The organism is Maribacter sp. (assembly GCF_016744255.1).
Classification (GTDB): Bacteria; Bacteroidota; Bacteroidia; order Flavobacteriales; family Flavobacteriaceae; genus Maribacter_B.
The window spans coordinates 1-19806 of the sequence record NZ_JADGES010000039.1 but is presented as its reverse complement, the minus strand read 5'-3'; the positions used below and the strand labels follow the sequence as shown (position 1 = coordinate 19806).

General features: G+C 33.1%; 16 protein-coding genes and 2 tRNA genes. 6 read left to right on the top strand and 12 right to left on the bottom strand.

The features are described from left to right. The first annotated feature begins 51 nt into the window (after window positions 1–51). The gene (gene clpX / locus QZZ51_RS08545; RefSeq protein ID WP_291868626.1) at window positions 52–1287 is read left to right on the top strand and encodes an ATP-dependent Clp protease ATP-binding subunit ClpX; all 1236 of its coding nucleotides are present in this window, start codon (window positions 52–54) and stop codon (window positions 1285–1287) included. 77 nt (window positions 1288–1364) lie between these two features. On the opposite strand, the gene QZZ51_RS08540 is transcribed toward clpX, so the two are convergent. Together QZZ51_RS08540 and QZZ51_RS08535 are read right to left on the bottom strand one after the other, a co-directional pair. Continuing rightward, a complete protein-coding gene (locus tag QZZ51_RS08540; RefSeq protein ID WP_291868624.1) occupies window positions 1365–1922 on the bottom strand; it encodes a hypothetical protein in 558 nt (185 codons plus the stop codon). A gap of 75 nt (window positions 1923–1997) precedes the next feature. Next, window positions 1998–3512, bottom strand: a complete 1515-nt coding sequence (locus QZZ51_RS08535) for a GH3 auxin-responsive promoter family protein (RefSeq protein ID WP_291868621.1) — start codon at window positions 3510–3512, stop codon at window positions 1998–2000. A gap of 116 nt (window positions 3513–3628) precedes the next feature. Between QZZ51_RS08535 and QZZ51_RS08530 the strand changes: the two genes are divergently transcribed. Continuing rightward, on the top strand, window positions 3629–4423 hold the full coding sequence (locus QZZ51_RS08530) for a DUF2797 domain-containing protein (RefSeq protein ID WP_291868618.1): 795 nt from the start codon (window positions 3629–3631) through the stop codon (window positions 4421–4423). Here QZZ51_RS08530 and QZZ51_RS08525 read toward each other — a convergent pair. Genes QZZ51_RS08525 through sppA form a run of 3 tightly spaced genes read right to left on the bottom strand, consistent with a single transcriptional unit; the run spans window position 4416 to window position 9668 of the window. Beyond that, window positions 4416–7148, bottom strand: coding sequence for an AsmA-like C-terminal region-containing protein (locus QZZ51_RS08525; RefSeq protein ID WP_291868616.1), 2733 nt, complete (start codon window positions 7146–7148; stop codon window positions 4416–4418). The genes QZZ51_RS08530 and QZZ51_RS08525 overlap by 8 nt on opposite strands. A 45-nt stretch (window positions 7149–7193) precedes the next feature. Next, on the bottom strand, window positions 7194–7904 hold the full coding sequence (locus tag QZZ51_RS08520; RefSeq protein ID WP_291868614.1) for a queuosine precursor transporter: 711 nt from the start codon (window positions 7902–7904) through the stop codon (window positions 7194–7196). Between the two features lie 3 nt (window positions 7905–7907). Further along, the gene (gene sppA / locus QZZ51_RS08515) at window positions 7908–9668 is read right to left on the bottom strand and encodes a signal peptide peptidase SppA (protein WP_291868612.1); all 1761 of its coding nucleotides are present in this window, start codon (window positions 9666–9668) and stop codon (window positions 7908–7910) included. A gap of 71 nt (window positions 9669–9739) precedes the next feature. Here sppA and folK point away from each other — a divergent pair, with 71 nt between their 5' ends. Continuing rightward, window positions 9740–10885 (top strand): 2-amino-4-hydroxy-6-hydroxymethyldihydropteridine diphosphokinase, encoded by a 1146-nt coding sequence (folK, locus tag QZZ51_RS08510; RefSeq protein ID WP_291868610.1) that lies wholly within the window; start codon window positions 9740–9742, stop codon window positions 10883–10885. 100 nt (window positions 10886–10985) lie between these two features. On the opposite strand, the gene QZZ51_RS08505 is transcribed toward folK, so the two are convergent. Then, entirely contained in the window at window positions 10986–11531 is a 546-nt protein-coding gene (locus QZZ51_RS08505) for an RNA methyltransferase (RefSeq protein WP_291868608.1), read from the bottom strand. Between the two features lie 169 nt (window positions 11532–11700). Here QZZ51_RS08505 and mutS point away from each other — a divergent pair, with 169 nt between their 5' ends. The 3 genes from mutS to QZZ51_RS08490 all read left to right on the top strand — a co-directional run bounded on the left by mutS (window position 11701) and on the right by QZZ51_RS08490 (window position 14581). Further along, entirely contained in the window at window positions 11701–14283 is a 2583-nt protein-coding gene (gene mutS, locus QZZ51_RS08500; protein WP_291868658.1) for a DNA mismatch repair protein MutS, read from the top strand. 100 nt (window positions 14284–14383) lie between these two features. Beyond that, a tRNA-Gly gene (locus QZZ51_RS08495) sits at window positions 14384–14455 on the top strand. Window positions 14456–14497: 42 nt separating this feature from the next. Beyond that, window positions 14498–14581, top strand: a tRNA-Leu gene (locus QZZ51_RS08490). A 405-nt stretch (window positions 14582–14986) separates the two neighbouring features. On the opposite strand, the gene QZZ51_RS08485 is transcribed toward QZZ51_RS08490, so the two are convergent. The 6 genes from QZZ51_RS08485 to QZZ51_RS08460 all read right to left on the bottom strand — a co-directional run bounded on the left by QZZ51_RS08485 (window position 14987) and on the right by QZZ51_RS08460 (window position 19339). Further along, window positions 14987–16267, bottom strand: a complete 1281-nt coding sequence (locus QZZ51_RS08485) for a hypothetical protein (RefSeq protein ID WP_291868607.1) — start codon at window positions 16265–16267, stop codon at window positions 14987–14989. Between the two features lie 77 nt (window positions 16268–16344). Then, window positions 16345–16719 carry a hypothetical protein gene (locus QZZ51_RS08480; protein WP_291868605.1) on the bottom strand — a complete coding sequence of 125 codons (375 nt, stop codon included), beginning with the start codon at window positions 16717–16719 and terminating at the stop codon, window positions 16345–16347. A 4-nt stretch (window positions 16720–16723) separates the two neighbouring features. Then, window positions 16724–16996, bottom strand: a complete 273-nt coding sequence (locus QZZ51_RS08475; RefSeq protein WP_291868602.1) for a helix-turn-helix domain-containing protein — start codon at window positions 16994–16996, stop codon at window positions 16724–16726. Window positions 16997–17084: 88 nt separating this feature from the next. Beyond that, window positions 17085–17726 carry a hypothetical protein gene (locus QZZ51_RS08470; RefSeq protein WP_291868599.1) on the bottom strand — a complete coding sequence of 214 codons (642 nt, stop codon included), beginning with the start codon at window positions 17724–17726 and terminating at the stop codon, window positions 17085–17087. A gap of 59 nt (window positions 17727–17785) precedes the next feature. Next, entirely contained in the window at window positions 17786–18025 is a 240-nt protein-coding gene (locus tag QZZ51_RS08465) for a hypothetical protein (RefSeq protein ID WP_291868596.1), read from the bottom strand. After that, window positions 18026–19339 carry a phage integrase SAM-like domain-containing protein gene (locus QZZ51_RS08460; protein WP_291868594.1) on the bottom strand — a complete coding sequence of 438 codons (1314 nt, stop codon included), beginning with the start codon at window positions 19337–19339 and terminating at the stop codon, window positions 18026–18028. Window positions 19340–19806 lie beyond the last annotated feature (467 nt).

Below are 19806 nucleotides of genomic sequence, written 5' to 3'. Positions count from 1 at the left end.
GAACCAAAACATAAAATCTTTCGTTAAACAAAAAGAAAGATATCGAATAATATGGCAAAAGAAAATTTAGAATGTTCATTTTGTGGCCGTAAAAAGCCAGAGACCAACCTTTTAATTGCTGGTTTAGATGCGCATATCTGTGACAGATGTATTGAACAGGCTCATGGTATTGTTGCTGAAGAATCTAAGCAAACAAAAAACGATGACCTTTCTAGCGAACTTATATTAAAAAAACCTTTAGATATAAAAGAATTTTTAGACACTTTTATAATTGGACAAGAACGCACTAAAAAAGTAATGTCTGTAGCTGTATACAATCATTACAAAAGATTACTACAGCCTTCTTCTAAAGAAGATGATATAGAAATACAAAAAAGTAATATTATAATGGTTGGCCAAACAGGTACAGGAAAAACCTTAATGGCAAAAACCATTGCTAAAATGCTTAATGTACCCTTGGCTATAGTTGATGCAACTGTATTAACAGAAGCTGGTTATGTTGGAGAAGATGTAGAAAGTATTTTAACTCGTCTTTTACAAGCTGCCGACTACAATTTAGAAAAAGCAGAACGAGGTATTGTATTTATTGATGAAATAGATAAAATTGCTCGTAAAGGCGACAATCCTTCTATAACTAGAGATGTTTCTGGAGAAGGCGTTCAACAAGGCCTTCTTAAATTGCTAGAAGGAACCGTTGTTAATGTACCACCCAAAGGAGGCAGAAAGCATCCTGACCAAAAATTCATTGAAGTAAATACTGAAAATATCTTATTTATCGCTGGTGGTGCCTTTGATGGTATCGAAAGAGCAATAACGAAGCGCCTAAACATGCAAGCGGTTGGATATAGCGCTTCTAAAGCTGACGAACAGCTAGATGAAGCTAATATTCTTCAATATATAATTCCAAAGGATTTAAAAGAATTTGGATTAATACCCGAAATTATAGGAAGACTTCCTGTGTTAACACACATGAACCCTTTAGATAAAAAAACACTAAGGGCTATTCTTACGGAACCTAAAAACGCCATTATAAAACAGTATGAAAAGCTGTTCGAGATGGACAATATATCTTTCACCATAACGGATCAGGCTTTGGACTATATTGTCGAAAAAGCTATAGAATACAAATTAGGCGCAAGAGGTTTACGCTCCCTATGTGAAGCTATATTTACGGATGCGATGTTTGAATTACCTAGTAGTGATAAAAAAGAGTTTAAGGTTACAAAACCTTATGCTGAGAAAAAGATATCGTTCGACACTATTAAAAAACTAAAAGCCGTTTCTTAAATAAGAACCTATAGTATAGATACAAAAAAAGCGAAGAATTAATTCTTCGCTTTTTTTGTATCTATACTTTTCTAGTACTAAACCACTTTTTTACTTTTGTTTGGTAGCTTTGTTACCTGATCCAATAAGTCTTGACAGACTTTTCTAATAATTTTTTCATCGGTATACATAGTGTGTCCAAAATTATCAATATTCTCTATTTCTACACCTAATTTCTCTCCCCAATCCAAAGAAGGTCTATACGCATCATTCTTTCCGAAAATTAACCTTGCAGGCACTTCTGGCCTTTTATCTTCCATTCGGATTCTAGTTGCCGAAATAGCATATAAAGATTTGATAGGCAAACCTAAATTTGCAGCTTTCCAAGCAATAGTACCTCCTGTACTAAACGCTAAATAATGACTGGCAACCTTTTCCTTCTTTACTAAATGTGCAACAGCAGTATCTATTCCCCCATCAACAAAGGCCTTATGAATATTTTCTCCTGAATTTACTTTTAAATCTAGATTAGCTAATTGCTGACTATCATAAAAAACAATATCAAAATATTGTTGAAGATAACCAAGGTAGGATGTTATCCAAAGCCCCTTTTTTGCCCCCCACATATCTGATATAATAACTAGTCTTTCTGCCATTTTTTGTTATTTAAAATTAATAGTTCTATAGTGTCTAGAACTCTAATATCTACATTAAACGACAGATATAGGTATTTAATTGTTCATCTGAAGCAATTCATCGATATACAATCTCTTATTCGACAATCTAGGTATCTTATGCTGTCCACCTAACTTATCCTTAGATTTTAACCAATCGTTAAACAAATTTTCCCTAGCAATATTAACTATTGGCATTTTAAGTGTACTATTATTATACCTCTTTGCCTCGTAGTCAGAATTCAAAGATTTTAAAGCATTATCCAAAAATTCTGTAAAGTAATCTAATTGTTCTGGAGCCTTTCTAAATTCAATTATCCACTCATGGGCTCCTTTCTCTTTTCCTGACATAAAAACTGGCGCTGCAGTATAATCTTTAATTTCTGCCCCAGTCTTAGCACAAACACTTTTTAACGCCTCTTCTGCATTTTCTATAATCAATTCTTCGCCAAATACATTAATATGATGTTTTGTCCTACCTGTTACCTTAATCCTATAAGGACTTACAGAAGTAAAACGAACCGTGTCACCAATCTTATACCTCCATAAACCAGAGTTGGTTGTTATAACAATAGCATAATTCTTATTTAGCCTAACTTCCCATAAAGGAATTGCATGTTGCTCTATAGTCCCATAAGTTTCCATAGGAATAAACTCATAAAAAATACCATAATCTAACATCAACAAAAGGTCCTTCTCATAGTTAGAATCCTGAATAGCAAAGAAACCTTCTGAAGCGTTATAAATTTCATAATACTTAAAACTCTTTCTAGGAAACAAATTTTGATACTGATCCATATAAGGACTAAAACTAACTCCCCCATGAAAATAAACCTCTAGATTTTCCCAAACCTGAAAAAGGTGTTCTTTTCCTGTTTCTTCTAATACATTATTTAAAAGAACCAACATCCAGGAAGGTACTCCGGCCAAACTAGTTACATTCTCTTGCGTGGTTTCATTTATTATTGCTCTCAACTTAGATTCCCATTCGCTCATTAAAGAAACTTTACTACTAGGCGTGCTACTAAACTCAGCCCATAAAGGCATATTATCTATTAAAATAGCAGATAAATCTCCAAAAAAAGAACCATTATCTTCATATAACTCTTTACTACCCCCTAACCGCAAACTTTTACCCGTGAATAATTGCGAATTTTCATTATTGTTTAAATACAGACACAACAAATCTTTTCCTGATTTGTAATGACAATCTTCCAAAGCTTCTGAACTAACTGGAATAAATTTGCTTTTAGCATTTGTAGTACCACTACTTTTAGCAAACCATTTTATAGATGTTGGCCAAAATAAATTTTGCTCTCCTTTTCTTGTTCGTTCTATTATAGGCTCTACATCTTCATAAGAAACTATAGGCACTCTTTCCCTAAAAGTTTGATATTTGTGTATGGATTCAAAATTATACTTTTTTCCTATTTCTGTATCTTCGGCAAACTCTAATAATTGATTTAAAACCTCGGTCTGTACTTCTGCTGGGTACTTTACAAAAAGCTCTATTTGATGAAACCTCTTTTTTAAGAGCCAAGAAGCGATAGAATTAAATAGTGGTATTGGCATTTTTAGGTATCTTTATACTGTTTTAATTTATATCCATTTTTAATATACAAATTCACTCTAAAAATAGCTTTAAAAGTTATCATTTTCAAATAGATTTATCAATAAGATTATATATTATGCAGTACCAAGGTGTTTTAAAAAAAATGCAAACAGAAATAGGGTCTCCGATTCAATATTACTTAATTTTTGATTCTGATTTTTTAAACATTAATCAAGTACTAGATAAAAATCTTACCATTGATTTTATTAAATACCAATGCTTAAACTGTAAAAAAGACAAACCCATCTATAGACAAGGTTTTTGTAAATCTTGTTTTTTTGAAACACCATCTGCAGGAGATTGGATTATGCGACCAGAATTAAGCACGGCTCATTTAGGTATAGAAGACCGTGATTTAGAATTTGAAAAAAAAGTGCAACTACAACCGCATATCGTTTATTTAGCAAACTCTAGCAATGTAAAAGTTGGAGTAACTAGAAAATCACAAGTTCCTACAAGATGGATAGACCAAGGTGCACATGAAGCTATTGAAATAGCAGAAGTCCCTAATCGCTACTTAGCAGGTATAGCTGAAGTTGCCTTAAAAGACCATGTAGGCGATAAAACTAATTGGCGTAAAATGCTTACCAATACTATTGATGATGAGGATCTAGTAGAATGGCGAACCAAATTAAAGCAATACATTCCTTCTGAAGTTCAACAATACCTTATAAACAACAATGCGGAAACCCATTTAGAATTCCCTGTTCTTAAATTTCCTGAGAAAGTAAAAAGTCTAAACCTCAGTAAAACGCCAAGTTATACCGGAAAATTAAAAGGAATAAAAGGACAGTATTTAATCTTTGAAGACAATACTGTTTTTAACATCCGAAGCAATGAAGGCCTTTATGTGGGGCTATCCATTAATTAGTAGAATCCTTTTTCTTTTTACCACCTAAAAGGCCGCCTAAGATATTCTTAGCCTTCTCTTTAATAACATCTTCCTCTTTTCTGGGAGCTGTTGCTGCAGAATCGGTTTTTGTTTCTAATGTGTCTTCCTTAGTGCTATTCCCTAAAATTCCACCTAAAACATTTTTTACGCTTTCTGTGGTTTTATTTCCGGATTGCGCACTATCGTTTTCTGCCTTGTTTCCTCCTAAAATATCAGAAAGTAAATCCTTAGCTTTATCTTTTCCTGCGTTAATTAACTTCTGCTTTTGAATGTCAATCAATTTGGCAGTTAAACTTTTAACTCCAGTAGTCATGTCCGTAGACACTTTTGGACTATTATACATACCTCCGATGTTAGCAGTAACAGGAATAGTCAACTCTTCTAAACTAGCGTCATCAATCTTAGCAATTAAACTTGTTACTTCACTTCCCAAGTATTTAGCAGGAACATCTAGTGTTGCTGTATAATTAAGGTTGCTATCAAACGTATGGCTACCTGCAATGTTTACTTTTATATCCTCATACTTTATAGAGAAAGGTTTTACTTTCACTTTTCCATCTTCAAACGATAAAGCGGTTTTTAATCCTTTTAAATCTATTTTATCTAGTTTGATAAAATTTAAAGAATTAGATAAGGAAGACATTACTTTAGCCTTCTTTGGATTAATATCATTAGCTAATAACTCTGCTAATACATCACCTGAAATAGAAGCTAAATCCGGTGTAAAATCATCTGTTAAATTTCCTGATATTTTTATATTAGAATCTATCTTTCCTTCTAATGCGCTTGCTATTGGCGCCAACACTTTAAAAAGTTCTAAAGACTTAAATGTTTCTGATATTTCTAATTTATCTAACGCTAAGAGCATATCAAAAGTAGATGTATCCTCTTTGGTAGAGACCTCACCGCTAAATCCAACTTTTCCTCCTAACATAGAAGAAGTCATACTAGACAACGTTGCTTTTTCATCATTAATTTTAAGATTTCCTTTTACATCTCTTAATTCTAGATTATCATAAAGCACCGTATTTGCATTCGCATTTATGGTACAATCTAAAAAAGAAGGAATTTTTATTCTCTCTTCAACTTCTGTAGATTCAGTTGTTTTATTTTCTGGATTAGTTCCCTCAGGTTCAGCAGGCATAAAATCGCTCAACGCAAAAGTATTAGAGTTCAAATTAAAATTACCCTCTACTTTTTCATCATTAAACATAAAACCCAATAAGTTATCTATGGTTCCATTGGCTTTAAAATCTGTCTGACCCGTTTTTCCTTCAAACCTATTGAGAGTAACCGTTTTGGGATTAAATGTTACCGAAGTAGATTTTAATTCTATTGGACTAGGCACTTCATTTGTTTTGTAAACAAAATCTTTAAGCTGTAACGTTCCTACTGTCTTTGTATTCTCATACGTTTTTTGCTCCACAGAAGCCATATCAAAAGCGGTACTAACATCTGCATTTAAAATACCTTGTAAATCTAAATCCGCAGGAACAGGGTATGCCTTAGATAAGTTACCCAAGTTCATTACTCCTTTTAAATGAGCTTGCACCTTTGTATTGCCCATTAAATTTTTAATCTGCGATACAATAGAGAATGCATCCTCATCTATCTTAAAAGATGCTTTTTTAATATCCACATAGGTATCCTCTACGATTCCCGTAGCATTGTTTATTGCTACATCTATATTTATATCTTTTACCGTTTTTGGTAAATCTGGATACCTAAAAGATGCATTATTAGAGGCGATAGTAATATTAAATTTAGGAATATGTGTATCATCTACCACACCATTAAAAGCGCCTTCTACTTTAAAGTCGCCTGTAGTTGTTACATCGGCAATATTTTTAGAATACACTTCTGGAATAAGGGCCAAAAAGTTTTTAAAATCTGAGGATGGTGTTTTAAAGGTAATATCTAACTCTTGGTTGTTTTCATTCATCTGAATAAAACCATCAAACACTAAAGGCAATTGATTTATTACCGCTTTATTCTTTAAAAAGGTATACTTACTTTTTTCTAAATCGACCCCTATAACCGCATCTAATTTTATCTTATTATTAGAAAGGTAGTTCGTAGAATCCATCACAAAGGATACCAAAGCATTGGTATGCGTATCTAACTCGGAAGTAGCCAAGGACAAATCTCCAGAACCAGAATGATTCATTTCTTTAATTCCCAGCTCCATTCCCGAAGCTTTATCTATATAATTAATTCTTGTATTGGTAATAGCATAAGAATCCATAGAGAAAGTAAAACCTGCGCTTTCTTCCGAAGAGGTATTTTCTTCCTCTCCTCCTTCTTTAGCTATATCGTAATTAGCTTCTTCCTTTTCATTCACCAAAATATTTAAAAGTGCATTGTCTACGGTAAGGCTTTTTATGCTTATAGGCTCATTAGCCTCTTTAAAAAGCTCTTTAATAGACATCTCTAGCTCTAATTCACCAGAAGAAAAAAGTGTATCCCCAGCAAAAGGCGCTTTATTGATTAAGGAAATATTTTCCAAGCTTACTTTAGCATTCGGAAAATTAGAGAATAAACTTAGATTAGCATCTTCAAAATCAAAGGTTGCATCGACACTATGATTGACTTTGTTTTTAATCACTTCTGCTATTTTGCCTTTTAACAAAAAAGGAGCCGTAATAAGAGCTACAACTACCAACAAAAAAACAATCCCTAAAATTTTAAATATTTTCTTTTTCATATATCAATGAGAATATGCAACTACAACTATAAAAAGGCATAATTATTATGCCTCCAAGTCGATTTCCTGGTTAATTACTAGTTTAAATCGCTTTCTAAAAAGATATACGAAGAAATACAGAAAAGGGGTGTCGATAAATGCTATTATTATCTTAAAAATGAAACCACTTACAACTAGCCCATAAAATAAATTCCATGGAAGCACCTTAAAAACACACAAAAGACTTACGACAGTAAAGGTGTCTATAAATTGCGATAGGAATGTAGAAAAATTGTTTCGCAACCATAAATGCCTTCCTTGGGTTATTTTTTTCCAAAAATGATATATCTGTATGTCTACAAATTGCGCCAACAAATAAGCTATCATAGATGCTAACACAGCTAGTGGTGAAAGAGCAAAAACACTATTAAAAGTAGCATCATCTATTGGTGATGCTTTTATAGCAGGAACATAATTAGCTAACAAAACTATACCCATAGAAAAGAAAGAAGCAAATATCCCTGCTACTACTATTTGGTTGGCTTTCTTTTTTCCATAAATCTCCGATATTAAATCGGTTATTAAAAAGGTAATTGGGTAAGGCAAAATACCAACGGAAATCTCAAATAAAGGTGCACCAAAAATAGTGACATTTCCAAAAGGTTGCCAATAAAAAAATTTCTGAAAAATTAAATTAGACACTACCAATGAGGTGATAAACAAAGCTCCCAGATATAAATATATTTTAAAAGCTACTTTTTTATCTAGAGCAGTCATCTACTATTTAATATTTAAAGTATAAGGCATTCTTGTTTGCACCCCTTTTTGTTCCATTGCACTTTTTATCTCTTGTAGTATAATATATGCTTCTGAACCAATTTCTTTAGCAATTATATCCTCTTTACTAAAAAGACTTGCACCGCCAAAGCCCTCCATTAATTTTTCTATTCCAGTTTTATATTTAGGAAACTTTTTAATTCCGAATTCTTCTAAATCGGCCAAGTTTGCTGCTTCTGCAATAGCATCATCTAAAGTACCTAGCTCGTCTACTAAACCAATACGTTTAGCATCTACACCACTCCACACTCTACCTTGAGCAATACTATCCGCTTGCCCCATAGAAATTCCTCTACCTTCCGAAACTCTCTCTAAGAAAGTAGTATAGGTGGTTTCTATCCCTTCTTGCACTTCTTCTCTAAAACTGTCGGTCATAGGCTCAAAAACAGAATAGCCAACAGAATTTTTATTTGTACCTACTTGCTCTGCATTTATACCAATATCGGCTGCTAATTCATTTACATTTGGCACGGTACCGAAAACGCCAATAGACCCAGTTATAGTTGTAGGTTCTGCAAATATTTTATCTGCGCCAGCGGCTATATAATAACCTCCAGAGGCTGCAACATTACCCATAGAAACCACGACAGGCTTCACTGCTTTTGCTAATTCTACTTCTCTCCAAATAATATCAGATGTTAGAGCACTACCTCCTGGCGAGTTTACACGAAGTACAATCGCTTTTACCTTTTCATCATCTCGAGCTTTAATAATAGCTTCATTAATAAGGCCCTGTCCTATAATCTCATTACTACCTTCACCGTACATTATTTCTCCTTGTGCATAAATGATAGCAACTTTATCTTTTCCTTTATACCATCTTTTAGAACTAGCATTTTTACTGTAATCCTCTAGAGATAAAAGGTTAATTTCTTCATCTAGCTCTAAACCTGTAGCCTTTTTTAATTTATTCTCATATTCATCAAAATATACTATAGCATCAATTAATCCAGACGTCCTTGCGTACTTAGGTGTTCTACCTCCCAATGTATCTGCAATAACATTAATATTACCTACAGATATACCTCTACTTACTGCAATATCTTCGACAACAGAATTCCAAACAGAGCCTATTAGCTCTTTAATCTGGGTTCTATTAGCCTCACTCATTTCATTATTCAAATAAGGTTCCACGGCACTTTTGTATTTTCCATGACGAATAACCTCCATTTTAACACCTGTTTTCTCTTGTAATTCTTTATAAAATAAAACCTCTGTTGAAAGTCCTTTAAATTCTAATATTCCTACTGGGTTAAGAAAAACAGAATCGGACACACTTGCCAAGTAATAATCTTTCTGCATATAGAAATCTCCATAAGAATAAATAAATTTTCCGTCCGATTTAAAATCTTCTAAAGCCTTTCTCATAGACTGCGTCTGCGCCCAACCCGACATTAAAAAATTATTATTTATACTTATTCCTTTAATCCTATCATCCTTCTTTGCTATTCTTATAGCATGTAAAATATCATCCAAACCCTGTGTCTTTTGGAACAAAGCACCAAATGGACTTCCTTCATTACTCCCAACATAATCACTTATTGGTTGTTGTAATTGAATTTCTAAAATGGAATTTTTCTTTACTTCAACGGTATCCTCTCCACTCCCCAGCAATGCTGCAAAAACAAAAAACATTACAAAAATTACCCCAATAGCAATAATACATCCAAGAATTGCCGCCAAAAGATTTCTTAAAAAATTCATTAAATAAGCTGTTAATATTAGCTCTCAAAGATAACCAATTGAAATTGTTTTGTTTATTTTGCCTGAAGATTATGAATAAAACAACAAACGTTTACATTTCTATTGGAAGTAACTTAGGAAAGAGACTCCATACCATACAGCAATCTATATTTTTAGTTCAAAAAAATATTGGCACAGTAACTAGTTGTTCCAATGTTTACGAATGCCCTGCTTGGGGGTTTATCGGAGAAAACTTCCTTAATGCTTGTATTCTTGTACAAACCACTCTTTCTCCTAGTGGTTTGTTAGAACAATTATTAAAAATTGAAAAAGAATTAGGTAGAGAGAGGTCTCAAAAAAATGGATACCAGTCTAGAACTATTGATTTAGATATTGTGTATTATGATTCTCTTGAAATTAAAAATAGCACATTAACCATTCCGCATCCGAAATTACAGGATCGCCTTTTTGTTTTACGTCCTTTGGCGGATATTGCCCCACAATTCTACCATCCAATATTACAAAAAGACACCAGAAACCTTATCCAGGAATGCCAAGACAAAAGCAGCTTAATAAAAACTAGTTATTCTCTTTTTTGCAATCGAAGAGATTTATTTTCTACATCACAGTTTATTTCTATTGAAGGAAATATTGGTGCTGGAAAAACTTCTTTAGCAACCAAAATATCCGAAGATTTTAATGCTAAATTAGTTTTAGAGCGATTTGCAGAAAATCCTTTTTTACCAAATTTTTACAAAGACCAATCTAGATACGCATTTCCTTTAGAAATGTCTTTTCTAGCAGATAGATACCAACAATTTTCAGATGACACCTCGCAATTCGACCTCTTTAAAGGTTTTATGATTAGTGATTATGATATTTTTAAGTCGCTCATTTTCGCCAAAGTAACGCTACAAAAAGAGGAATACGATCTGTATCGAAAAATATTCAATTTCATGTACAAAGAGGTGAAAAAACCTCAAATATATGTGTACTTATACCAAACAACAGAACGTCTTTTAGAAAACATAAAAAAACGCGGGAGAGACTACGAACAAAACATACAGACGGATTATTTAGAAAAAATAAATCGAGGTTATTTTGATTTTCTAAAAGGATATCCTAAAAAAAATAGTTTGGTAATTGATGTGAGCGAATTAGATTTTGTATCTAACAAAACAGACTACGATGTAATTATTAAAAAGATACAAGACCTTGCTATTGAGCAATTAAATTAACATAATTTTAGTGATTCTCTTGCACACTACAAATCAATTTCCGTAATTGCATGAGCATTTATGCAACTAACTAACTCAAACTTTACCCTTGGACCCAACTTTACGTTGGGTTTTTTATTGCTTGTATTTTAGAGCTAAAATCCCATATTACAACACCTGCACTTACGGCTATATTCAGTGAATGTTTGGTTCCAAATTGCGGAATTTCTATTACTCCAGAACAAACGTCTACCACTTCTTGCGAAACGCCTTTTACTTCGTTCCCAAAAACCAAAACATATTTTTCGTTAGCTTTTGCTTTAAAATTTTGTAACATAAGCGATTTCTCTGCTTGCTCAACAGCAAATGTTACGTACCCATCTGCAAGTAACTCTTTTACAATATCCAGCGTATGCTCTTTGTACTCCCAAGCAACACTCTCCGTTGCTCCTAGAGCTGTTTTATTAATATCTCTATTAGGTGGCGTTGCTGTAATACCACAGAGGTATATTTTTTCAATTAAAAAAGCATCGGAAGTTCTAAAAACAGAACCAATATTATTAAGACTTCTAATACTATCTAAAACTATTACAATCGGTGTTTTATTAGCCTTTTTAAACCCTTCCAGATCCAAACGATCTAATTCTTCATTTTTTAATTTTCGCATCTATCTATATTAATACAAAGTACTTTTTAAATTCTTTTTTTAAGTTATCCTCAAATATCAACAATACTTAAAATTCTTCGAGGAAAATACTATTTTCGTTTGGTTACAAAAATACTTTAAAAAACACCAATTGGCAGCTAAAGAAAAAACAAAAAAGGTTACCCCTTTAATGCAACAGTACAACACTATTAAGACAAAGTACCCAGATGCTTTGCTGCTTTTTAGAGTTGGCGATTTTTACGAAACCTTTGGAGAAGACGCTATTAAAGCATCTAAAATATTAGGTATTACACTAACACACAGAAACAATGGTGGCGAAAAAATGGAACTTGCAGGGTTTCCGCATCATTCCGTAAATACCTATTTACCAAAACTTGTTAAGGCTGGGCAAAGAGTTGCTATTTGCGACCAATTAGAAGACCCAAAACAAACAAAAACGATTGTCAAAAGAGGAGTTACAGAACTGGTAACGCCTGGAGTAGCTTTAAATGATGATATATTAAATGCCAAAACCAACAACTTTTTATGTGCGGTTCATTTTGGTAGGAAAAAACTAGGTGTTGCTTTTGTAGACATTTCTACTGGAGAGTTTTTAACATCCGAAGGAAATGAAGAACAGATTGATAAGCTTTTACAAAATTTTGCACCTAACGAAATACTCGTATCTAAAGCACATAAAAAAGAATTTTTAGATGTCTTTGGAACACAATTTCATACTTTTTTCATGGAAGATTGGGTCTTTCAAGAAGATTACACCAAAGAAACCCTAACCAACCATTTTAAAACAAATACGCTGAAAGGTTTTGGGATTGACCACCTTGCCAATGGGATTATTGCTTCTGGAGTAGTTTTACATTATTTATCCGAAACGCAACACAACCAATTACAGCATATTAATAAGCTACAACGTATTGCGCAAGACGAATACATTTGGATGGATAGGTTTACCATTAAGAACTTAGAACTTTACCATTCTCATAACGTAAATGCAGTTACCCTATTAGATGTAATAGACAGAACTATTTCTCCTATGGGAGGAAGAATGATAAAGCGCTGGCTAGCACTTCCGCTTAAAAACATAGAACGCATACGAAAAAGGCATGCCGTTATTACTCATTTATCTAAACAAGAAGAAGACTTAGATAAATTGCAACATTGGATTAAGCAGATGGGCGATTTAGAACGTTTAATATCTAAAGTTTCTACTGGCAAAGTAAACCCTAGAGAAATTATTCAACTAAAGAATTCTCTGGAAGCTATTGTGCCGTTAAAGCAACTTGCAAAAAACTCCAAAAACGAAGCCTTAAATCTTATCGGAGATCAATTACATGAATGCGATTTACTACGTAGCAAAATAAAAGAAATGCTAAGCGAAGAAGCTCCTGTAAACATCTTAAAAGGGAATGCTATTGCAAAAGGGTACTCGGAAGAGTTAGATGAACTTAGAGGACTTGCTTTTTCTGGCAAGGAGTATTTAGATAATATGCTCGCAAGAGAAACGGAACGAACCGGAATTAGTTCTTTAAAAATAGCATCGAACAACGTGTTTGGTTATTATATAGAAGTTCGTAATACACATAAAGACAAAGTTCCAGAAGAATGGATACGCAAACAAACCCTTGTTAATGCGGAACGCTATATTACGGAAGAACTAAAAGAATATGAAGGAAAAATATTAGGTGCAGAAGAACGCATTCACACCTTAGAACAACAACTCTTTTCGCAACTCATCGTTTGGATGCAAGAATACATTGCTCCTGTACAAAACAATGCACAATTAATAGCACAGTTAGATTGTCTTTGCGGTTTTACTCAGCTAGCAAAAGAGAACCAATATGTTTTACCTATTATAAATGACACCACAGATTTATCTATAATCAATGGAAGACACCCAGTTATTGAAAAACAATTACCTCTTGGAGAGGCCTATATTGCCAATAGTGTTCATTTAGACAGAACCCAGCAGCAAATAATAATGATTACCGGGCCAAACATGAGTGGTAAGTCTGCCATCTTAAGGCAAACAGCCTTAATTGTCTTATTAGCACAAATGGGAAGCTTTGTACCCGCAGAATCTGCTACAATTGGCTTAGTAGATAAAATATTTACCCGAGTTGGCGCAAGTGACAACATATCTATGGGCGAATCTACTTTTATGGTAGAAATGAATGAAACCGCCTCTATCTTAAATAACCTTTCTGAACGTAGTTTGGTATTGCTAGATGAAATAGGTCGAGGTACGAGTACCTATGATGGTATTTCTATTGCATGGGCTATTTCTGAATATTTACACGAGCACCCAGCAAAAGCAAAAACTTTATTTGCCACGCATTATCACGAATTAAATGAAATGTGTAATACGTTCGAACGTATCAAAAATTATAATGTTTCTGTAAAAGAACTAAAGGACAACGTTCTATTTTTGCGTAAACTTACCCCCGGAGGAAGCGAACATAGTTTTGGAATACACGTAGCAAAGATGGCAGGAATGCCACAACAAGTCATTTTAAAAGCAAATAAAATTCTAAAAAAACTAGAAAAATCGCATTCTAGTGAAGAACTTACAGATAAATTACAATCGGCTCAAGATGAAATGCAGTTGAGTTTCTTTAATTTAGATGATCCATTACTGGAACAAATAAAAGAGGAAATCACTCATTTAGACATAGATACGTTAACACCGGTAGAAGCCTTAATGAAGTTAAATGAAATAAAGCGACTGCTTGTAAAAAAGAAGAAAGCCTCCTCTTAAAAAAAAATCTATTTTTTTCTTAAAAATTACTTTGCAATTTATATAATTATCTTAAATTTGCACCCGCATCTGGAAACAGATACTCGTTCTTTAACACAATGCGAAAGTAGCTCAGGGGTAGAGCATCACCTTGCCAAGGTGGAGGTCGAGGGTTCGAATCCCTTTTTTCGCTCATTATAATATTACCAATTGGCTGTTATTTATAGCAGTACAGGCTCGAGTGGTGGAATTGGTAGACACGTTGGACTTAAAATCCAATGGACATTAGTCCGTATGGGTTCAAGTCCCATCTCGAGTACATAGAAAAACCTCAACATCTTAATTATTAGATAGTTGAGGTTTTTTATTTATTGTTCTGCCAACCATTTGCCAACCATTTGCAAAAACATACAATTTTACTTTTTCTATAGGACTTATTTTATCACATACGTGCGTAATGACTTTAGAAAAACCTTACCCCTTTTATTTTTATCGTCGTTTTATCGTCGTTTCAAATTAAATAAAAGACTAAAATTTGCTTGTGCCAAATAAGTTGATTTGATATTCTGGGTATGTTCTTTGGCATTAGGTTTTACCTCCCCCTTTTGCCAATTTATGACCGTTTTACGACCGTTACAATTCGTAACCATTATATATAAATATGGTTATAAATTGTAAGTGTTACACTCACCCCCTCTTTTGTTTTTAATAGTTACCCTTTAATTTAATAAGTATTATCAAACAGTACCGTTTGTTGTGTAATAGGTATATTATTATAGTATCGGTTTCTTATTTGTTTACTCATCATATCAAAAATAGTTTTTTCATACCTATTTGATTGTCCTGTGAGTAATTTTTCTTTGAGTTCATCAAACTTGATTTTATTGGTTTTATGTAGATGTTTTAACCCTGTATTTGATAGTAGGCTCGCCCCTTCTTTTTGCATTGAAATATCCATACCAGTAATGGGGCATACTCTATTATCGAGAACGGTAACTATTCCCCCTTTATCTAATGGTGAATAGTTACCGTTCTCATTTTTCTTTGGGGGTGGTGAATAGTTACCGTTCTCGATAAATAACAAGTTCAGTTTTTCGGCTATTACTTTGGTAAATTCTCTATTGATATTGTACCCAGTTTTATCAAGATATTTAAAGTATAATTTCTTTTTTTCGTTAAAAGCATGACTACGTTTTTGGTTAATTGTTTCATACCAAAAACCACTATTTGAATACTTATCGAGTTGGTTCTGTTCTCTATTGTTGAGGTTTTCAATATTTGGTTTTGGGTCAATTATCAAAACATTGTGCGAAGCCTTTAAAATATCATCTTTTAGGTTTTGATAAATACCAGGCGTTATTAGGTCGCCAATAGTGTAAATACCTAGTGCTTTTATTTTTTTTGATTTCTTTGTTTTTACCTCAAATCTTTGTGTATTTCTATTGCAATAATCGGGAAACTCAAAGCCTTTAGAGTAAAACTTAATCATCAAATATTTATCAGGTAACCCCGTTGAAGGATTAAATTTTATTGCTTTTTTGCTGTATCGTTGGTCTGCATCTTGAATGAATTGGTTTCTTGAATGGTATGAGTTAAAACTTATCAACTCTTTGCCGTACCCCTCTAAAATGAAGTTAAGCCCGTATTCAAGATTATTGATAGGGTACTTTTCAAAGTCTTTAATTTCAAAGAGTTCAATGAATCGAGTAATTGTATTTATGCAATTGACAATATTAAAATCGTTGGCGTTGTGTAAATTGTTATTGTACCAGTAATGGGGCTTAAAACCTAAAACTATGCGTTCTTTGCCCTCTTTGTCTGCATTAGGTGCGTGTGGTTCTTTTCGGAAAGTTATACCTTCAAATTCCTTTGTTTGCTTTTGGTAGATTTCACCAGTTAAATCACTTCGTTTTTGTATATCATTTTTAAAGCAAAGCAAAGGATTTGCCCAAAGTTTTTGTACTTCGTCTTTATCCTTGATATAGGTTTGTAGATAATCAATCATTATATTTGCGTACGTTATCGTTGCCGATAACATTTGAACAAAAATTGAGGGGTGTTATGCGCACCCCTCTTTTGTTTTTAGTAGTTATCCTTTAAAAAATTCAAAAAGTCGGTTATACGTCTTGTATAGAAGTTGGGGAAAAACAAAACTTTCAGTTTATCATCTTGAAACTTAAACCAAACCATATTTTTTTTATCCTGTGTATCTCCGTAGAATACATCTAAATCCGCAGTTGGATATAAACCAGTAATTTGCTTACTCCACTTTTTACCCTCTCTAATCTTTAGACAATAAACATAATGAGCCTTAGAAAACCCTCTATTGATACTAATGTTTAACTTTTCACTTAGCACCTCATCACCTGTAATTAGATTGTAGTGTCTTACCTCTTTGAAGTTTGCCCCCTTGTCTTTCTCAAAAACTATAATTGACGGCATCGGTATCGTTGCCATTGTACTAAAGTGCTGTAAAGGCTTGTTCTATTTCCGAACGTTTGTAGTACACTTTTCCAGAAATACCGTAGGATTTCAAACGTCCTTTTTTTGTCCAGTTCCACAAACTAGATAGGTTGATTTTTAAAAGGTCTGCGGTTTCCTTTCGGCTTAGATACTCCTCTGGTGTCTTTGGTTCAAAACTCTTTTTGAGTTCGTCTAACTGTTTTTTGAAGTCGTTAGAAATTGCCGTTAATTGTTGTTCGGGACTTATTCCGATAAATTGTAGTTGTTCCATCTTTAAACATTATTTGAGTTAAACAATGTTCAAATATCAATCTGTTTAGAGATGGAGGGTACTCCTAAAAATTCCCCTAAATTGTTTATTATAGTTTATTTAAATAGTTTTTAACCTCATCTATGTGCTTGTAGGATGTGAATCTAAATATGTTTTCTGTAGTATTTGGATCTAATGTTTTAATATTCCCCCTAACCCCTCTAAGGTCAGCGTTTAGTAATTTAGATATAATTTTATTTCGTTTGGTTTGGGTTGCATTTTTAAAATAGTCCAATTCAAAAAAACCTATTTCATTTAAAAGTGCTATTTGATGAGGTAGACTAATCTTATTGTTGTCTTTCTCAACCTCTGGTAATCCTTCACCCTTTATCTTTTGTTCAATCCACTCAATTCCATTTTCAGCATCAAATAAATAATTCTGATGCATTTTATTTGCTTCATCGAGTTTGGCTTCATAATTCGACAATGTGTTCTTATCCTTTTCGGATTTAACTAGGTGATTAGCATTTTTGATTATTTCATCATTTCCAATTAGGCTGTTTTCGCGTAGTGCCTTAAGGTTTTTAAACTTTTGCAACTGGTAGTTAAGGAAATTATGCTCGCTTGCTTTTGGATAATCTTTAATGAATTCTTTTAATAAAAAATCATAATTAGATACAAAACCTTGAATATCGCCAGCATCCCAGATATATTTTAAATACCTAAAATCTTTATTTTCTTTTTCTAACATTTGAACAGTATTTTAATCGTTGCCTTATTAAATATATAATAATTTCAAATAAATTTTTTCTACATTAAAGCCACCTCACTATAGATTACCTTTCCATTTTCAGTAAGATATAAGCATTCACTACGATTTAGCGTGTCTATTCTGTAAGTGTCATTCGGAATGTACTCCTTTAACTTTAAAAGTAAACAAAGATGCTGTTTGGCTATACTATCTTTTGTAGATGTTTCAAAGGCTAGTGATTCTAATTCATTATAACTTATTGGTCTTTGTACTGGATTATTCTTTAAAATTGTGAACATCTATATTGCTTTATTGGTTAATACTTTAAGTTGAGGTTCTTTTTTGTTTTTAAGTTCTTGCAATTTGTAGAAATCTGCAATTTGTTGCGCATAGTCCAAACTGTCTTTACCAATGTAATTAGATAGCATCTTTTCAGAAGTATGCGAGGTTATACTCATAATTAAAGGCGTTGGTAATATTCCGTAAAGATTTGAAGCAAACGAACGACGGCATACGTGCGATGCCATTAACTCCCATTTAGGATAAACCCCCTCAATTTTTCTTTTGTGCTTGTTACCCTCCCCCTTTTTGGTAACCGTAATCTTACCGCCCTTTATCATTTCGTTTATTTCGGCTATCTCGCAAACTTTCTTAATATACTTATTGAATTTTTGAATTGATATTTTATAGGGTAGACCGCCTTTTAAAATCTCTTTGGTGGTATCTAGTACAGGAATCGTAACATTTTTACCTGTTTTTTGCTGCTTTAGTTCTATTACTTCTAAATTACCACGAGTAACAAAGTTTGACTCATTCAATTTCAGTAAGTCGCCCCCTCTTTGCCCTATATTACAACCCAATAACAACCATTTACGAGCGTTTTTATGTGATTCATTTATAAGTTTAGCCTTTTTAATTTGCCCCAGTTCTAAAGGACTTAAAAAGATTATGTTTTCATTACTCACTTTACTACTAGCCATACCCCGATAACTTTTACTTGTTTCGATTCCGTTTAGGTCGGCATCTTTGCAAACTGTTTTCAAGTCCTCAACTTTTTTTAAGGCGGTGCTCTTTTGGTATTTCTTTTTGTGCAGCAAGAACTTTAAAAAATCAGTTCCGAATTTTATATCAACATCTTTTACTTTGTATTGTTTAGTTTTTTGAAACTCTACAATTGACACCTTTAATGATTTGTACGATACTATTCGACTTTTAGATATACCAATATCTTTTTTTGAATTTCGTCTAGTGTCGGCATTATCAATAATGTATTGTATTGCATCGGTCAATAGTTCGCTTTTACTTTCTTCATTCTTACGACTAAAGAAAACGTCTATATTGTGTTTTAGCCATTCTATACCTATTTCTATGCCGTTGCTACTGGCTTCATTACTCTTATCTAAAATGTAAATTTTAAGTTTCTGTAAGTCGGTAGATAGTTTCTTGTTTTCGGCTACGGTTTGTTTTGGTAATCCGTTTATGCTACTCCAATTTTTAGGATTAATTGAAAGCCCTGTTTTCGCTCTAGGCGTTAAACCCCGTTTTATTGAAAGTCTTAAATATATAGGGGCATTTTCTGCCTTACCAATTGGTTTAAACTTTATCGTTGCCATTATGTAGAATATTTGAACACTCAAATTTAATCAATTTTATATTCTTTGCCAACCGTTTGCCAACCGTTTTACAATTGTTTTACATTCTTTTAGATAAGTTTAGATTACTAAAATACCCTATAAATGCTTTAAACATTGTCTATTAAAGGGCGTAGACATATTCTTTGGGTCTTGTGAATTGATACAAATACAAGAGGTTGTGTTCCCATCTCGAGTACAAAGACCCTTGTTAATCTTTTGATTTTCAAGGGTTTTTCACTTTAACAATACCCTTACCCTCTTTTCATAGACACACAACCTCAACTATTCACTATATTTAAGAGTTGATTTTTTTACATGAAAAAGTTTCTATTTCGTAGTCTTACATTGGGTCAAGTATAATTTTAGGGGACTAGTAAGATTTATGCATAAATTTTGGATAGTCTGTAGAGGAAAAATGTAATGTCTCTGACTCCTCTAAACTGTGC